We start from the raw sequence: 15267 nt of genomic DNA on the forward strand, positions 1-15267 counted from the left end.
AGTCGAACGACCGGAACGACACCTTCGGGTTGTGCTTGTGCAGCACCTTGGTGATCGCCGCGGTGGTCGTCGTCTTGCCGTGGTCGATGTGGCCGATCGTCCCGATGTTGACGTGCGGCTTCGAACGGTCGAACTTCTCTTTGGCCATGCCTGTACGCTCTCTGTGCGACTACGCCTTCGTTACTGAGCCCAGCACGAACACCCGCGCACTACTGCCCACCGGAACCGAAGGCGCCGGCGGGAAAGGCGAAGGTGGAGCCGATGACCGGGATTGAACCGGTGACCTCGTCCTTACCAAGGACGCGCTCTGCCAACTGAGCTACATCGGCCTTCGCTACACGCTCACTTCGTTCGCAGCTTCGGCCGACGTGGTCGAGGCCGCCGAACGTTCACTGCGGGGTGGCGAAGACTGGAGCGGGAGACGGGGATCGAACCCGCGACCAACAGCTTGGAAGGCTGTGACTCTACCACTGAGTTACTCCCGCCTTCGCGCCTCGCGCTTCGGCGGGCACGCCCACCCAAGCCCGAATCCGCTTCACTCCAGATGGGCCTGCACCCACCCTTGCCTCCGAACCACCACGACCATCCGTCCTGCCAGCGAAGGTGGCCCGATGCCTGCCCTCGCCCATCCTGCACCACACACCCGGGTCACCCCGATCCAACACGTCGCTCGACCTGCGTCGCCGCCCTGGCGGGCTTGCCTGCCGAAGGCTGGTGGCGAGGGGAGGATTCGAACCTCCGAAGGCGCTAGGCCGACAGATTTACAGTCTGCTGCGTTTGACCGCTCCGCAACCTCGCCGAACGACTGTCCGGGTCAACGACCCGCCTGAGACTCGGATTCGGGCACTCGCGCGCCCGCGGACACACCAGGTGCGACCGTTTCCCTGCTCAACTGCTTGGAGCTGGCGAAGGGATTTGAACCCCCGACCGGCTGATTACAAATCAGCTGCTCTACCGGACTGAGCTACGCCAGCCGGACAAAGGAGGAGAGTGTAGCACACGCGTCCGAGTCCTCACAAGCCAGCGCCGGGGCGCCGTGCCCGTGCGGTCCCGCGCGGCCACTCCGCTCCCGGCAACCCACAATACTAGCAGGCTCTCGGCGCAAAGGCCAAGGCTCACCCGAGCAGACGCGGCCCGAGGCTCGCTCACGGCTCGCTGGACGTGGTGGACCGCTGGCGGAGCGCTTCGTACAGCACCACGCCGGTCGCCACCGACACGTTCAGGCTGCTCACGTGCCCGCGCATGGGCAGGGCCGCGATGAAGTCGCAGTGATCCCGAACCAGGCGCCGCAGCCCCTCACCCTCGGCGCCCACCACCAGGGCCGTCGGTGGCCGGAAGTCGATCCGGTCGTACGGCTGCGCCCCCTCGGCGTCCAGGCCCACGACCCACACCCCGAGTCCCTTGAGCGTCTCGATCGCCCGGACGACGTTGACGACGTCCACGATGCGGACATGCGCCAGCGCCCCGGCCGACGCCCGGGCCGCGGCGGGGCCCAGCGCGGCCGCATGTCGCTCCTGCCGCACCACGCCCGAGGCTCCCACGGCATCAGCCGTCCTGAGAATCGCGCCCACGTTGTGCGGATCCTCGACGCCGTCGAGCACCACGACCAGCGGCGACGGGTCCTGCGCCACCACCTGCTCGAGCGTCCACCGACGCGGGGCATCGCCGAGCGTCGCCAACACACCCTGATGCCGTTCGCCGTCCGCGAGCCGGTCCAGTTCGGCCACCTCGACACGACGAACGGGCACGCCGCGCACTTCCGCCAGCCTGACGATCTCGCTCACGCGGGCGTCGGTGCGCGGCCCCACCCGCACCTCGCGCACGCCACCGGCCTTGAGCGCCTCGCGCACCGGGTGCACCCCGACAATCACGATTGGCGCCACGGTCAGGCCCCCACCAGCGCCGCAGCGCAGATGGCCGCCCGTTCACGGCAGCCGACGATCGGCGCGAGCCCGACGTGGCCGGGCGCCTGGGCCCCAGCCTCGATGGCCGGCACCAGGAGGTCGAGTTCCGGGCCGCTGTCGGCCCCGGTCAGGGCGAGCCGGATCGGGTGAAACAGCGCTCGTCCCTTCTGGCCGGTCCGCTGCCGAACCTGCTGCGCCGCCTCACGGAACGTCTCGCGCGTGAGGCGAGGCCTCCCGCTCAGCTCCTGCGCGAAGGCCACCACCACCTGCCGCCCGGCCTCGGCCGCCTCGGCCGCCTCGCCAGCCAGGTGCTCGACCGTCGCCGACGGCCGCGGTGTCTCGAACACCGGCCGCAGCCGCTCGGGCGCGTCGGCAAGCGTGTCGACCGTACCGGCCACGAGCGGCACGCAGGCGAGCAGGAACGGCGCCAGGTCGCCCCCGCCGGAGGCGTCGGCAGCCAGCAATCCCGCATCGCGGAGGTGCGGCACCAACAGCGTCGCGATGCGAGCCGGGTCGGCGGTCTTCACGTAGTGACGGTTCATCCAGGCGAGCTTGTCGGGATCGAACACGCCGGCGCTCCTGGTGACGTCCTCCACGCGGAAGCGACGCGCGAGCTCGGCTGCCGGCAGCAGTTCCTCACCCTGCCCCGGTGACCACCCGAGCAGCGCCAGGTAGTTGACCAGCGCTTCCGGCAGGATGCCGCGCGCCCGGAACTCGCCGACACTCGACGCGCCGTGCCGCTTCGACAGCGGGGCATGGTCCGGCCCGAGCACCAGCGAGAGGTGCGCAAACTGCGGAGGCGCGGCGCCGAGGGCATCGTAGAGCAGGCACTGCCGCGGCGTGTTCGGCACGTGATCCTCGCCCCGCACGACCAGCGTGATCGCCATCTCGAGGTCGTCCACGACGACCGCGAAGTTGTAGGCCGGCACCCCGTTCTGGCGAATCAGCACGAAGTCACCAATCATCGCGATGTCGGTCGTGATCGGCCCGCGCACGAGGTCGGTGAACGTGACGGCGTCCCTCGGCGGCACGCGGAAGCGAATGGCGGCGGGTTCACCGCCTTCGACACGTGCGCGTGCGGATGCCGGATCGATGTCGCGACACGTCCCGGCGTACTGCGGCGTGCGGCCTTCGCGCAGTGCCACCTCACGCTGTGCCTCCAGATCGGCCGGCGAACAGAAGCAGTGGTACGCGTGGCCGCCGGCCATCAACCGCTCCGCATGCGCGCGGTAATGCCCGAGCCGTTCGGTCTGCCGGTAGGGCCCGAACGCACCGCCCACATCGGGCCCCTCGTCCCAGGTCAGTCCGAGCCAGCGCAGATCCTCGACGATGCCGTCGGCCGACGCCACGTTGGATCGCACATCGTCGGTGTCCTCGAGGCGCAGGACGAACGTGCCGCCCTGGCCGCGCGCGAGCAGCCAGTTGAAGAGCGCCGTGCGGGCGTTGCCGACGTGGAGATGCCCGGTCGGGCTCGGGGCGAAGCGGACGCGCATCAGGACATTATCGGGTACCGGGTACGGGGTCACTCGGTACTCGAGCTCAGTCGGCCTTCACTCTGTCACCAGGAGCGCCACCGCGTGGACGATCAATGCGTCCTCCAGCGCTGACGTGCCTTCGGGGGTCTTGCCCTTCACGCTGATGCAATCGGGCGTCGTCGCGAGCGCCCCGGCAAGTGACGCGCGGAGCGCCTCGGCGATGCGGCCGATCTTCGGGCGGTGACAGATCACCACGAGGTCGAGATTGCCGAGCCGCCAGCCCGCAGCCTGGACGCGCGCGAACGCGTCGCGCAGCAGGGCCAGGCTGTCGGCATCCTTGAACGCCGGGTCGGTGTCGGGGAACAGCCCGCCGACGTCGCCGAGATTGGCGGCGCCGAGGACGGCGTCGGTCACGGCGTGGCACACGGCATCGCCGTCGGAGTGGCCCGCGAGCCCGCGCGCATCGGGCACGTGCACGCCGCCGATCACCAGGCGGCGCCCCTCGGCAAACCGATGCGAGTCGTAGCCGATGCCGATGCGCGTGGCGCTGCTGGATGCCCCAGCGCCGAGCGCGCGGCGGGCGCGCGCGAGATCCTCTTCGGTGGTGATCTTCACGTTGTCGGGGTGGCCCTCCACGACCTGCACTCGGTGGCCGAGTCGTTCGGCGAGCGAGGCTTCGTCGGTGACCTCGACCGGCGAGGTCATCGCGGGCAACAGCGCGTCGAGGACGTCGCGACGAAAGCCCTGCGGCGTCTGCGCCAGCGCGAGATCGTCGCGCGGGATCGTGCCGTCGATCCAGCGCGTGTCGCCGTCGATCGAGACGTGCTTCACGGTGTCGTGCACGCGCGCGGCAGCGATGGCGACACCCGTTCCTGCCGTGGCGTCGATCACGCGGCCGATGACGGCGTCGGTGACGAAGGGTCGCGCCGCATCGTGCACGAGCACCACGTCGGCGTCGGCGGGCACGGCCGAGAGGCCGGCGGCGACCGAATCCTGCCGCCTGGCGCCACCGGCCACGACGGCGATCAGCTTGGCCCCGGCCGCCGATCGGGCAAGCACCCGTGCGTCGTCGAGGTCGGCCTCGGGCACCACGGCGACCACGCCGCGGACGCGTGGCGACGCCGCGCAGGCCGCGATGCTGCGCTCGAAGATCGTGCGGTCGCCGAGCGTGAGCCACTGCTTGGCCACGGCGCCGCCCAGGCGGCGCCCCTGCCCCCCCGCGGCCACCACGACGTCGACGATCACCGGCCACGCTCCATGCGAGTGGTAAGGTACACCGCCATGCGGGACGCGGCACGCCCTCTGCTGGCCCTGGCACTCGTCGGGGTGCTCCTTGCCGCGGCCGGCGCCACCCTCGGCGCACTCGCCGGGGTGGATCCGCGTGGGCGCGTCGCCTGGACATCGGGCACACCGGCCTTCGACACCACGCCACGCGACGTGGCCCTCTTCGTGCCGGCCTGCGAGGTGACCGCCCTGCATCTGCACGCCACCGCGAGCACCGCGACGCAGGTCGATGCCGAGTTCTTCGTCGCCATGCCCGACGGCTCCGCGCGCCGCGCCGGCAGTGCCACCGCCCCGGCCACGGCGGGCCCGCCCCTGGTGCTGCCGCTCGGCGACCTCACGCTTCCCTGGCGGGCCCCGCTCATCGTCCGGCTGCGTACGGACACCGGGTTGCTCACCCTGCGCTCCGCACGCCCCCTGACGTGGGAGGGGCCGGCGTCGCCACTGGGCGCCTTCGCCTGCGCGTTCGACGCGGGCGCACCTGGCCAGGCATGGGCGACCGTGACGAGCCTGGTGATCACGCTGGTCGCGACGGGCCTCCTGGCCGCCGCCTGGATCGCGCGTGCGCTCGGCCTGCCGAGCGACACCGGCTCGCCTCGATGGGCCACGCTGGCCGCGGCGACCATGGTCGGCGCCACGGCGCTCACGTACATGCTCGTCGTGCCGCCGTTCGAGCCGCCCGACGAGTTGGCGCACCTGCAGTACGCCCGGTACGTCGCCACCACGGGCACGTTGCCTCACACCGTGCCCGCCGCTGGCGATCAGTGGCGCCCCTCGTCGTACGAGTGGGTGCAGCACCCGCTGTACTACCTCGGCGCGGCAGGCGTCCTCAAGGCGTCCGGGCTCGATGCACCGGCGCCGGCGCTCGCCGAAAACCCGCGCTCGCGCATCCGCCCCAACGGTACGGAGCCGACGATCTTCCACCATGCGGGCCCTCCGGTGCCCCCGACCGGCCACCAGGCCTTGCGCACGCTCCGCCTGCTCTCGTGCCTGATGGCCGTGGCGACCGCAGTCGCCATCGCGCGACTCCTGCGGACGGTGACCGACGATGGGCTCGTGGTGGCCACCGTCGCCGGCGGGCTGGCGCTGATGCCGCAGTGGGACGCCGTGATGGGCGCCGTCTCGACCGATCCGCCGGCGACGCTCCTCGCAGCACTGGCCACGCTCGCCATCGTGCGACTGGCACGAGGCCGCGCAGACACGGGCTGGCTGCTGGCCACCGGCGCGCTCATCGGCGCGGCATACGCCGTGAAGGCGACGGCGGTGTTCCTGGCGCCGATGGCCGTACTCGCCTGCGTGCTCGATGCGGCCAACCGCGAGCGGTTCGATCCGGCAGCCCCGCTCCCCGATCAGGCGGCCCGCATCCTCGGCGCCGCACTGCGGCCGGTGCTGGTGGTCGGCGTCGGCATCGCGGCCACGGCCGCCTGGGTGCACCTGCGCGCCTGGCTGGTGTTCGGCGACCCGCAGGCCTTCGCCTTCAAGAAGGCCATCCTCGAGGCGGGCGGTTTCGTGCCGGTGCCTGGCCCGATGCCGTGGACGGCCGAGTTCTGGACCCAGATGCGCGTGATGGTCTTCGAGCCGTTCTGGGCGCGGTTCGGCTCGCTCGGGGCCGGTCCCTTCCCTGGCAGCCGCGTGTGGGGTGTGTACGCGCTCGCCTCGCTCCTCCTGGTACTGGTGCCCGCATGGGGTGCGGTCGCGTGGATGCGCGCGGCGTGGCAGGAGCTGCGGGCAGGTCGCGGCGGTCGCGCGTCCTGCACGGCGATGGCCGTGACGGTGTGCGGCGTGGGCGTGGCCCTCGGACTCGCGGCGTGGGTGGCGGTGAACCTCGCGCCGAGGGCCGACATGGTCGTGCACTGGACGCCCCGCCACATCCTGCCGCTCACCGCGCCCGCCGCGCTCCTGGTGGGTGCGGGCCTGGAACGCGTCCGCACCGCGCCCGCGCTGCCCTCACGCGTCGCCTCGGCACTGGTCGGCGCCACGCTGCTGGCGCTCGGCCTGGCCGGCCTTGGCGTCTTCAGGGCCACAGCGCTGATGTTCCATTTCGGATACTGATGCGTCGACCGGACGGTCGACGCCCGCGAACGCGGGCAACTCCGAACCGCCGGTCCTACGCCAACTCTTCGTCGCCGCCGGCGTAGGCGGCGAGGCGTTCGCGGGTGAGCGCCAGGGCGCGCTCGGCGAGCGGGCGCGGCATCACGGCAGGCACGTAGAGCACGACCAGCACGTCGCGCGTGTCTGGCGTGGTCATGGTCCGCGCCGAGTCGGAGGTCGGGTTACCGAAGGGCCCTCGCGCATCGACGAGGGTCAGGCGCCCCTCGACGTTCACGCGGTCCTTCCTGATGCCGTCGTAGCCCTCGCCCGCACGGCCGAGGCGCAGCATGACGGGCGGCTCGACGGCGCCGAGATCGTACAGGCCGAACGACACCTGGGTCTCGACCGAGCACCAGTTGACGAGATCGACCATCCCGTTGACGCGGGGCAGCGGATCCCCCTTGCGCACGCGACGCAGGAGGGCCTCGCTTGACGGCCGCGTCTTGGTGGGATCGACACCCATGCGCTTGTACATCGCGCGTGTCGCGGCCAACGGCTCCTCGAGCCCGGATGCCGCGCGCAGCGCGTCGGCCGCGGCAGCGAGTGGAGCGTCGAGCCTGGGGTCGTGCGCGTGCACGGTCACGCCGCGTCGCACGATCACGGCCGGCACGACGATGTCGGCTACCTCCGGGTCCACGTGCAGGATCACGCCCGCTCCTGCTGCAGGGCCTCGACGCCGGCGCGCACCTGGCGCTCCACGACGCCGGCAAGGGCGCGCGCCTCGTTCACCTGGCGGCCGTCGGTCGGCACGATGGGCATCACGCGCACCTTCACGTGGCCGGGGCAGGTCATCAGCCGCCCCTTGAGCATCACGTGACGCGTGCCCTCCACCGCGACGGGCACGATGGGCAGGCCGGCCTCGATGGCCAGCATCACGATGCCGCCGCGGAAGCGCGCCACCGTGCCGTCGGCGCTGCGCGTGCCCTCAGGAAAGACGATCAGCGACACGCGCTGCCGCATCAGTTCCTTGATCTGCAGCATCGTCGAGTTGCCGGGATTGCTGCGGTCGACGAGCACATGCCCGGTGCGACTGAGGTGCCAGCCCAGGAACGGGAAGCGGCCGAGCGAGGCCTTGGCGAGGATGCGCAACTGGTACGGCAGGTGCCAGAACAGCACCGGGATGTCGTAGATGCTCTGGTGGTTGGACAGGAACAGGAACGGCTGGTCACGCGGCAGCGTGTCGAGGCCCTCGATGTCGACGGTGACGCCGGTGGTCTTCAGGATCAGCCAGGCCCAGGCGCGCGCACAGCCGTGGGCGAGGTGGCCCTTGCGGTCCACGAGGACCGACAACAGCGACACCGTGCCGAGCACGATGGTGTACAGCGTGATGGCGGGGATCAGGTAGAAGACCGTCCGCCACCAGTGGTAGGGGGGCACGCGCATCCGGCCGTGATCAGGTCTGCGGGATGGGGCGCGGTCGACGGAACGAGGCCGTCTGGGCACCGGCCGGTGCGGCGGGGACGGCGCCGCTGGGCTCGCCCTCGACGCGGGCGGGATCGCCAGCCGGCTCGATGTAGCGACCGAAGATCATCTTGCCCGCCGTCGTCTGCAGCACGCTGGTGACGACGACATCGATGTTCTTGCTGATCATCTTGCGGCCGTTGTCGACCACCACCATCGTGCCGTCGTCGAGGTACGCCACGCCCTGGTTGTACTCGCGGCCTTCCTTGAGGATGAAGACCTTCATGTACTCGCCGGGCAGCACCACCGGCTTGAGCGAGTTGGCCAGCTCGTTGATGTTGAGCACGTGCACGCCGCGCAGCTCGGCGACCTTGTTGAGGTTGAAGTCGTTGGTGACGATCTTCCCCTCGAGCGAGCGGGCGAGTTCGATCAACTTGAGGTCGACTTCCTTCACGTCCGGGAAGTCGACGTCGGAGATGACCACGTCGAGGTTGGTCATCTTCTGGACCTTCTGCAGGATGTCGAGGCCCCGGCGTCCGCGGTTGCGCTTCATCGGATCGGAGGAGTCGGCGACGAACTGCAGCTCCTTCAGCACGAATTGCGGAATCACCAGCGTGCCGTCGAGGAAGCCGGTCTCGCAGATGTCGGCGATGCGGCCGTCGATGATGACGCTGGTGTCGAGGATCTTGAAGTGCTTCTTCGGAGCCGTGGCGCGGAACACGCTGATGAGGCGCGCGGGCTCGAGCCACTCGCCCTTGCGGCCGCCGACGACGAGGCCGAGGTACGTGAGCGCGAGCAGCGTGACCGTGTGCAGGAAGGCGACGCGGCTGTCCTGGGTGTCGGCCCAGAACAGGGTCGTGGTGATGGTCTTGGCAATGCTCAGGCCGATGGTGCCGCCCATGACGGCGCCCAGCATCGACGACACGGCCGTGTCGCGCAGCTGGGTCTCGAACACGACCACGAGGCCGGCCAGTCCCGCCCCGAACAGGACGTTGACGATGGCCAGCTCGTGAACCGGCCTGACCAGCGAGGCCGAATACGCGACCGCGGCCACGAAGAGCACGCGGGCAAACACGAACCACGTCATGCACGACCCCGAAAATGAATGCTCAGCGAGCCAAGGGACGCGCGCGGGAATGAACGGGCGAATGACGGCCGCGCGACGCCACCCGACATCATACGCCCATCAATCCCAACCGATCACCTCGTCAAGGGCCTCGGCCACGGTCCGCACCCCCACGACCTCGCATCCCTGGCCGGCGTCGTCGGGCGCGACGTTGCCGCTGGGGACCACGCACCGGGTGAATCCCATCTGGGCGGCCTCCCTGACCCGGAGCAGGGACTGCCCCGTGGCCCGAACCTCGCCGGCCAGCCCGACCTCGCCGAAGATGGCCGTCCCGGAGCGGACAGGCCGGTTGCGGATGCTCGAGACGACGGCGGCCACGATGCCCAGGTCGGCGGCCCGTTCGTCCACGGTGAAGCCCCCGGCGACGTTGACGAAGACGTCCTCGCCGGCCAGGTTGAGCCCGGCGCGCTTCTCCAGGACGGCCAGCAGCAGGGCGAGGCGCTGCTGGTCGACGCCGTTGGTCATCCGGCGGGCGCTGCCGTAGACCGCGCTCGACACCAGGGCCTGCACCTCCACGAGGATGGGCCGCGATCCCTCCATGCAGCACAGCACGGCAGACCCCGGCGCCCCGACCTGGCGCTCGGCCAGGAACAGGGCCGACGGGTTGGGCACCGGGATCAGGCCGGCCCCGGTCATCTCGAAGACGCCCAGTTCGCTGACCGCGCCGAAGCGGTTCTTGACGGCGCGGATGACGCGATGGGTATGGTGCCGCTCGCCCTCGAAGTAGAGCACCGTGTCGACCACGTGCTCGAGCACCTTGGGCCCGGCCAGGCCGCCGTCCTTGGTGACGTGCCCCACGAGGACCGTGGGCAGGTTGCGCCCCTTGGCCGTGAACAGGAGCTGTGTCGCCGTCTCGCGGATCTGCCCGACCGTCCCCGGCGCGGACGTGAGCTTGGTCGAGTAGACGGTCTGGATCGAGTCCACGATGAGCAGCGCGGGCTTGAGGCGATCGACCTCCTCGAGGATGTGCTCGGTGCACGTCTCGGCGAGCAGGTACAGGGGCGCGCGGCCGACGCCGAGGCGTTCGCCTCGCCCCTTGATCTGGTGCTCGGACTCCTCGCCCGAGCAGTACAGCACCGGGCCGACCGACTGCGCGAACTGTGCGGCCGCTTGCAGGAGCAACGTGCTCTTGCCGATGCCGGGCTCGCCGCCGAGCAGCACCAGGCTCCCGGGCACGAGGCCGCCGCCGAGGACGCGATCGAACTCGCCGATGCCCGACGAGATGCGCTCGGCCTGCACCATATCGACGTCGGCGTACAACCGGGCCGGGCTCCCCGGGGCCCCGAGGCTCGGACGGCCCCCGCCAGCCGGCATCGGGGGCGCCGCGGCTTCCTCCGCGAAGGTGTTCCAGGCCCCGCAGTCAGGGCAGCGGCCGAGCCACTTGGGCGATTGCGCGCCACAGGAAGTGCAGGCGAAGACGGTCTTGGGTGCGCGCATCTGGCAATTTGAGATTCGAAATTCGGAATTGGCAAGGGCTCGGCGGCATGCGCCGCCTTCGCCCCCGAACATCACGACAGCTTCGAACCGGGCGGTCGACTCGCGGAGCGGGCGATGGCCGAGACGACCTGGGCCACCTCTCGGGCTTCGGGGCCGAGCGTCAGCCACTCCTCTTCGCGCAGCAGGCCGGCCTCGTGCCCGAGTCGGAGCCAGTACTGCATCTCACGAGCTTCCTTGGTGGCGATGGCCACCTTGGAGGCGAAGTCGGCCCTCGACTGCGCCGCCGTCGCCTCTTCCAGGTTCGCTCCGATGGACGCAGCGGACCGAATCATCTGACGGAGGACGACCTCACGCACCATCCGGGCATACGGCGGATCCCTCCGCAACCGTGCCACACGTAACGCCAGCCGAAACGCCCGCTCGTGAATCTCGCGTCGCATGCCCGGCAGCACGTGCACGAACGACGCCACACCGTACAGGCCGCAGACGCAAGGAGTTGGCGGCAGTCGCCTGGCGCCATGGCAGAAACTGCGACTGTGGTGGCAAATCGAAATTGGAAATCCGTAATTCCTGGGCGAGGGCCTCCGGCCCGTCGCCTTCGCGACACTACGCGCGCCGGAGCCCGAAGGGCAAGGCGCCGAGCATTTCAAATGTCGAATTTCAAATTGCCGTACTCCCGTTCGATGCGGGCGCCGAGGCGGCACAGGAGTTCCCACGGAATCGTGCCGATCGTGGCGGCGACCTCGCGGACGTCGAGGCGCTCGTCGCCCTGGCGGCCGAGGAGCACCACCTCGTCGCCCGGCGAGACGTCGAGGCCGGTGACGTCGACCGACAGCATGTCCATCGACACGCGTCCGACGATGGGCACACGACGCCCGCGGACGAGCACGACGCCGCGATTGCCGAGGCGCCAGTCGACGCCGTCCGCGTAGCCGGCGGGCACGACGGCGACGGTGCGGGGGCCATCGGCGCGATGGGACTGGCCGTAACCAATCGCTTCCCCATCTCTCACGCCCTTGACCGCGACGACACGCGAGTGCAGCGACAGCGCCGGTTCGAGCGCCAGCGTCGTCGACAGCGGCGGCGGGACGACGCCATAGAGGAGCAGGCCGGGGCGGACGAAGTCGAACCAGACGCGCTCGTCGCGCAGCAGCGCCGCGCTGTTGGCCGCATGGGCGACGGTGGTGCGCAGGCCGAGAGCGGCGGCCGCCTCGCGAGCCTCCCAGAAGTGCTGCTGCTGCACGCCGAAGTGCTCGCTCTCGGGCTCGTCGGCGGTGGCAAAGTGCGTGTAGAGGGCGTCGACCCGCAGCGACGGCGCCTGCAGGATGTCGGGCAGGGTGCGCCGCAGGTTGTCGTGCCGCAGCCCGAGCCGGTTCATGCCCGTGTCGATCTTCACGTGGCAGCCGAGCACCGTGTCGCGGGCGGCTGCGGCCTCGGCCAGCGCGCGGCCCGCCCAGGGCGAGGAGATGGTCGGCGTGAGCCGGTGCGAGAAGATGCCGTCGAGGTCGGAGATGCCGAGCGCGCCGAACACGAGGATGGGCGCACCGATGCCGGCCTCGCGCAGGGCGACGCCCTCGTCCACGTCGGCGCAGGCCAGCATCGCGACGCCTTCTGCCTCGAGCACGCGCGCGACGTCGGCCGCGCCGTGGCCATAGGCGTTGGCCTTGACGACGGCGATGATGCCGGGGGCACGACGCCCCGACGCGAGCGCCCCCTCCTCGAGGAGGCCGCGGATGGCCCGGACGTTGCCGCGCAGCGCGTCGACGTGGACGCGCGCCACCGTGTGCCGCACGTCAGTAGTCGTCCGGGACGTCGCCACCGCGCTCGAGGTTCTCGAAGCGCGTGTAGTCGGAGATGAACGCGAGCTTCACCGTGCCCACCGGGCCGTTGCGCTGCTTCGCGATGATGATCTCGGCCTCCCCCGTGTCCTCGTCCTCGGGCCCCTTGTAGCGGTCCTCGCGGTAGATGAACATGACGACGTCGGCGTCCTGCTCGAGGGCGCCCGACTCGCGGAGGTCGGAGAGCTGCGGCCGGTGATCGGCACGAGCATCGGGCGCACGGGAGAGCTGCGACAGGATCAGCACGGGCACGTGCAGTTCCTTGGCCAGCGCCTTGAGCGAGCGCGAGATGCTCGTGAGTTCCTGCTGGCGGTTCTCGAAGCGCCCGCGCCCCTGCATCAGCTGGACGTAGTCGATGACCAGCATGTCGAGCCCGTGCTCGGCCTTGAGCCGGCGGGCCTTGGCGCGCATCTCGAGGACGCCGATGGAGGCCGTGTCGTCGATGAAGATCCTGGCCATCGACAGCTTCTCGGCGGCCTGGGCGATGGCGGGCAGGTCGCGCTCGAGCAGCATGCCCTGGCGGAGCCGCTGCGAGTCGACGCGCGCCTCGGAGGTGAGCATGCGCATGAACAGCTGCTCGGCCGACATCTCGAGGCTGAACACGCCGACGACCTTGCCATGCTCGAGGGCGGCGTTCTGCGCCATGTTGATGACGAAGGACGTCTTGCCCATCGAGGGCCGCGCCGCGATGATCACGAGGTCGGTCGGCTGCATGCCCGACGTCTTGCGATCGAGGTCGTAGAAGCCGGTCGGCACGCCGGTGACCAGGCTCTTGAACTGCTGCAGCTTCTCGACCGTGTCGAGCGCGCTGTCGACCAGCTTGGACAGCGGGCGAAACCCCTGGCCGATGCGCGCGTCGGCGATGCTGAAGATGCCCCGCTCGGCCTCGTCGAGGATCTCGCTCGCGTCGCGGTCGGCATCGTAGGCGTCGGAGGCGATCTTGCCGGCCTCGCTGATGAGCCGGCGCAGCGTCGACTTCTCCTTGACGATCTGCGCGTAGTACTCGACGTTGGTGGTGCGCGGCACGCCGTCGACGAGGCGCGAGATGTAGGCCGGCCCGCCGATCTTCTCGAGCTCGTCCTTGCGCCCGAGCGACTCCGAGAGCGTCACGAGGTCGATCGCGGCGCCCTTCTCGCTCAGCTGGATCATGTGCTCCAGCAGCACCTGGTGCGCCTCCCGGTAGAAGTCCTCGGGCAGCACCACCTCGACGGCCGCGTTGATCGCGTCGTTGCGCAGGAGGATGGCGCCGAGCACGGAGCGCTCCGCGTCCAGGTTGTGGGGCAGCGTACGTTCGTTCATGGGTAGGGCAGGGCTACGGGCAGCGGGCTACAAGGCTACCCGATTCTCGCGACGGCCGGGCCGGCCCGCGGCCACAGACGACAAACGGCCCGCCACGGGGGTGACGGGCCGTCTGTGTCGGTCCTGCAGCCCTGAGGCTGCAGGGCGACTAGGCGCCTGCGGCGGGCGCGTCGGCGCCGCCCTCGGCGGCGACGTGCACCTTCACCTGCGCGGTGACGTCGCGATGGAGCTTGACCGGCACGGCGTACTCACCAACGGCCTTGATGGCGTCGGGGAGCTGGATCTTGCGGCGATCCACCTCGAAGCCCTGGGCTGCGAGCGCCTCGGCGATGTCGGCCGAGGTGACCGAGCCGAACAGCTGCTGGTTCTCGCCGGCACGACGGGTGAGCGTGATCTCGGTCTGCGCGAAGCGCGTCGCGAGGGCCTGGGCCACCGCGCGCTCCTCGGCCTGCCGGGCCGCCGCCACCTTCTTCTCGTGCTCGATCTGCTTCTTGTTGCCCGCCGTGACCGCCAGGGCGAGCTTGCGCGGCAACAGGTAGTTGCGCGCGTAGCCCGGGGCCACCCTCACCACGTCGCCACGCTCACCGAGGTGCTCGACGTGTTCCTTCAGGATCACTTCGATCATCGTCTGGCTCCTCAGTCCGTCGCGTAGGGGAGCAGCGCCAGGAAGCGCGCCCGCTTGATGGCGACCTGCAGCTTGCGCTGGTACTTGGCGCTCGTGCCGGTCAGGCGGCGCGGCTGGATCTTGCCGCGCTCGGGAACGAACTGGGAGAGAAGACGCACGTCCTTGTAGTCGACGTAATCGATCTTCTCCGTGCGGAACTTGCAGACGCGCTTGCGACGGAAACCGCCGCGACGCCCGCCGCCACCGCCGCCGCTGCGCTCGCCGCGCGGCCCGCCACTGCGGCCGCCACGGCCGCCGCGATCATCGCCCTGCATCGGGTTGTCGGTGCTCATCTAGACCTCCGCGTCGTCCTGGTTCTCGAGTGCCGCCTGCTTGGCCATCAGTTCCTCGGGCGTGGGCTCCGGGGGGAGTCCGCGCGCCACGCGGCGACGACGGGTCTCCGCGTCGCGACGCGCCTTGGCACGGGCGGCCTTCTGGAGCTCCTCGTCCACACGGACGATGAGGTGGCGGATGATCGTGTCGTTGACCTTCAGTCGGCGATCGAGTTCCTTGACGGACTCGCCCGCGGCGCTGAAGAGGAGGACGACGTAGTGCCCTTCCTTGTGGCGCCCGATCTGGTACGCGAGGCGCCGGCGGCCCCAGACGTCCGCCTTGTCGATGGTGCCGTTCGCCTTGGTGACGATGCCCTCGACCAGGGACTGCAGCTCGGTGAGCTGCTCCTCGGTCGCCTCGGGCGAGGCGATGTAAACGAGTTCGTACTGCTTCTGTGCTGCCATTCGGCCTCCTTCTG

General features: G+C 70.5%; 15 protein-coding genes and 4 tRNA genes. 1 reads left to right on the forward strand and 18 read right to left on the reverse strand.

What is annotated here, in order from left to right; genetic code table 11:
- The 8 genes from ACIRDX_RS01995 to ispD form a co-directional block, all read right to left on the reverse strand.
- The coding region (locus ACIRDX_RS01995) for a GTP-binding protein (protein ID WP_396623799.1) at positions 1 to 148 on the reverse strand (148 nt) is incomplete at its 3' end.
- A 105-nt stretch (positions 149 to 253) separates the two neighbouring features.
- Positions 254 to 329 (reverse strand) — tRNA-Thr (locus ACIRDX_RS02000).
- Positions 330 to 410: 81 nt separating this feature from the next.
- Positions 411 to 485 (reverse strand) — tRNA-Gly (locus ACIRDX_RS02005).
- A 227-nt stretch (positions 486 to 712) separates the two neighbouring features.
- Positions 713 to 799, reverse strand: a tRNA-Tyr gene (locus tag ACIRDX_RS02010).
- Between the two features lie 98 nt (positions 800 to 897).
- Positions 898 to 974, reverse strand: a tRNA-Thr gene (locus ACIRDX_RS02015).
- Positions 975 to 1145: 171 nt separating this feature from the next.
- Positions 1146 to 1883, reverse strand: coding sequence for a 23S rRNA (guanosine(2251)-2'-O)-methyltransferase RlmB (rlmB, locus tag ACIRDX_RS02020; RefSeq protein WP_396623728.1), 738 nt, complete (start codon positions 1881 to 1883; stop codon positions 1146 to 1148).
- Positions 1884 to 1885: 2 nt separating this feature from the next.
- A complete protein-coding gene (gltX, locus tag ACIRDX_RS02025) occupies positions 1886 to 3397 on the reverse strand; it encodes a glutamate--tRNA ligase (protein ID WP_396623729.1) in 1512 nt (503 codons plus the stop codon).
- A gap of 57 nt (positions 3398 to 3454) precedes the next feature.
- Positions 3455 to 4624: a 2-C-methyl-D-erythritol 4-phosphate cytidylyltransferase gene (gene ispD, locus ACIRDX_RS02030; protein ID WP_396623730.1), complete on the reverse strand. Its 1170-nt coding sequence runs from the start codon at positions 4622 to 4624 to the stop codon at positions 3455 to 3457.
- A 36-nt stretch (positions 4625 to 4660) separates the two neighbouring features.
- On the opposite strand from ispD, the gene ACIRDX_RS02035 reads away from it, so the two are divergent.
- Positions 4661 to 6712, forward strand: coding sequence for a hypothetical protein (locus ACIRDX_RS02035; RefSeq protein WP_396623731.1), 2052 nt, complete (start codon positions 4661 to 4663; stop codon positions 6710 to 6712).
- Positions 6713 to 6767: 55 nt separating this feature from the next.
- Here ACIRDX_RS02035 and ACIRDX_RS02040 read toward each other — a convergent pair whose 3' ends face one another.
- The 10 genes from ACIRDX_RS02040 to rpsF form a co-directional block, all read right to left on the reverse strand.
- Positions 6768 to 7400 carry a B3/4 domain-containing protein gene (locus ACIRDX_RS02040; RefSeq protein WP_396623732.1) on the reverse strand — a complete coding sequence of 211 codons (633 nt, stop codon included), beginning with the start codon at positions 7398 to 7400 and terminating at the stop codon, positions 6768 to 6770.
- The gene (locus ACIRDX_RS02045; protein WP_396623733.1) at positions 7397 to 8134 is read right to left on the reverse strand and encodes a lysophospholipid acyltransferase family protein; all 738 of its coding nucleotides are present in this window, start codon (positions 8132 to 8134) and stop codon (positions 7397 to 7399) included. Before ACIRDX_RS02045 ends, ACIRDX_RS02040 begins: the two co-directional genes overlap by 4 nt.
- A gap of 10 nt (positions 8135 to 8144) precedes the next feature.
- A complete protein-coding gene (locus ACIRDX_RS02050) occupies positions 8145 to 9239 on the reverse strand; it encodes a PIN/TRAM domain-containing protein (RefSeq protein ID WP_396623734.1) in 1095 nt (364 codons plus the stop codon).
- 99 nt (positions 9240 to 9338) lie between these two features.
- Positions 9339 to 10715 carry a DNA repair protein RadA gene (gene radA / locus ACIRDX_RS02055; RefSeq protein ID WP_396623735.1) on the reverse strand — a complete coding sequence of 459 codons (1377 nt, stop codon included), beginning with the start codon at positions 10713 to 10715 and terminating at the stop codon, positions 9339 to 9341.
- Positions 10716 to 10786: 71 nt separating this feature from the next.
- Positions 10787 to 11185, reverse strand: coding sequence for a four helix bundle protein (locus ACIRDX_RS02060; RefSeq protein ID WP_396623736.1), 399 nt, complete (start codon positions 11183 to 11185; stop codon positions 10787 to 10789).
- 176 nt (positions 11186 to 11361) lie between these two features.
- Positions 11362 to 12507, reverse strand: a complete 1146-nt coding sequence (gene alr, locus ACIRDX_RS02065; RefSeq protein WP_396623737.1) for an alanine racemase — start codon at positions 12505 to 12507, stop codon at positions 11362 to 11364.
- 1 nt (position 12508) lies between these two features.
- Entirely contained in the window at positions 12509 to 13852 is a 1344-nt protein-coding gene (gene dnaB / locus ACIRDX_RS02070) for a replicative DNA helicase (RefSeq protein ID WP_396623738.1), read from the reverse strand.
- Positions 13853 to 14000: 148 nt separating this feature from the next.
- A complete protein-coding gene (rplI, locus tag ACIRDX_RS02075; RefSeq protein WP_396623800.1) occupies positions 14001 to 14474 on the reverse strand; it encodes a 50S ribosomal protein L9 in 474 nt (157 codons plus the stop codon).
- Between the two features lie 14 nt (positions 14475 to 14488).
- Complete coding sequence (gene rpsR / locus ACIRDX_RS02080; protein WP_370651361.1) at positions 14489 to 14809, reverse strand: 30S ribosomal protein S18; 321 nt, start codon at positions 14807 to 14809, stop codon at positions 14489 to 14491.
- Entirely contained in the window at positions 14810 to 15253 is a 444-nt protein-coding gene (rpsF, locus tag ACIRDX_RS02085; RefSeq protein WP_396623739.1) for a 30S ribosomal protein S6, read from the reverse strand. It abuts the gene before it with no gap.
- Between the last annotated feature and the right edge of the window lie 14 nt (positions 15254 to 15267).

The sequence above is a fragment of the Luteitalea sp. genome (assembly GCF_044337415.1).
GTDB lineage: Bacteria > Acidobacteriota > Vicinamibacteria > Vicinamibacterales > Vicinamibacteraceae > Luteitalea.

Coding starts and splice junctions, on each gene's coding strand:
- gltX (WP_396623729.1), bottom strand. CDS start 3,397: ATGCGCGTCCGCTTCGCCCCGAGCCCGACCGGGCATCTCCACGTCGGC.
- ACIRDX_RS02035 (WP_396623731.1), top strand. CDS start 4,661: ATGCGGGACGCGGCACGCCCTCTGCTGGCCCTGGCACTCGTCGGGGTG.
- ACIRDX_RS02045 (WP_396623733.1), bottom strand. CDS start 8,134: ATGCGCGTGCCCCCCTACCACTGGTGGCGGACGGTCTTCTACCTGATC.
- ACIRDX_RS02050 (WP_396623734.1), bottom strand. CDS start 9,239: ATGACGTGGTTCGTGTTTGCCCGCGTGCTCTTCGTGGCCGCGGTCGCG.
- radA (WP_396623735.1), bottom strand. CDS start 10,715: ATGCGCGCACCCAAGACCGTCTTCGCCTGCACTTCCTGTGGCGCGCAA.
- dnaB (WP_396623738.1), bottom strand. CDS start 13,852: ATGAACGAACGTACGCTGCCCCACAACCTGGACGCGGAGCGCTCCGTG.
- rpsR (WP_370651361.1), bottom strand. CDS start 14,809: ATGAGCACCGACAACCCGATGCAGGGCGATGATCGCGGCGGCCGTGGC.
- rpsF (WP_396623739.1), bottom strand. CDS start 15,253: ATGGCAGCACAGAAGCAGTACGAACTCGTTTACATCGCCTCGCCCGAG.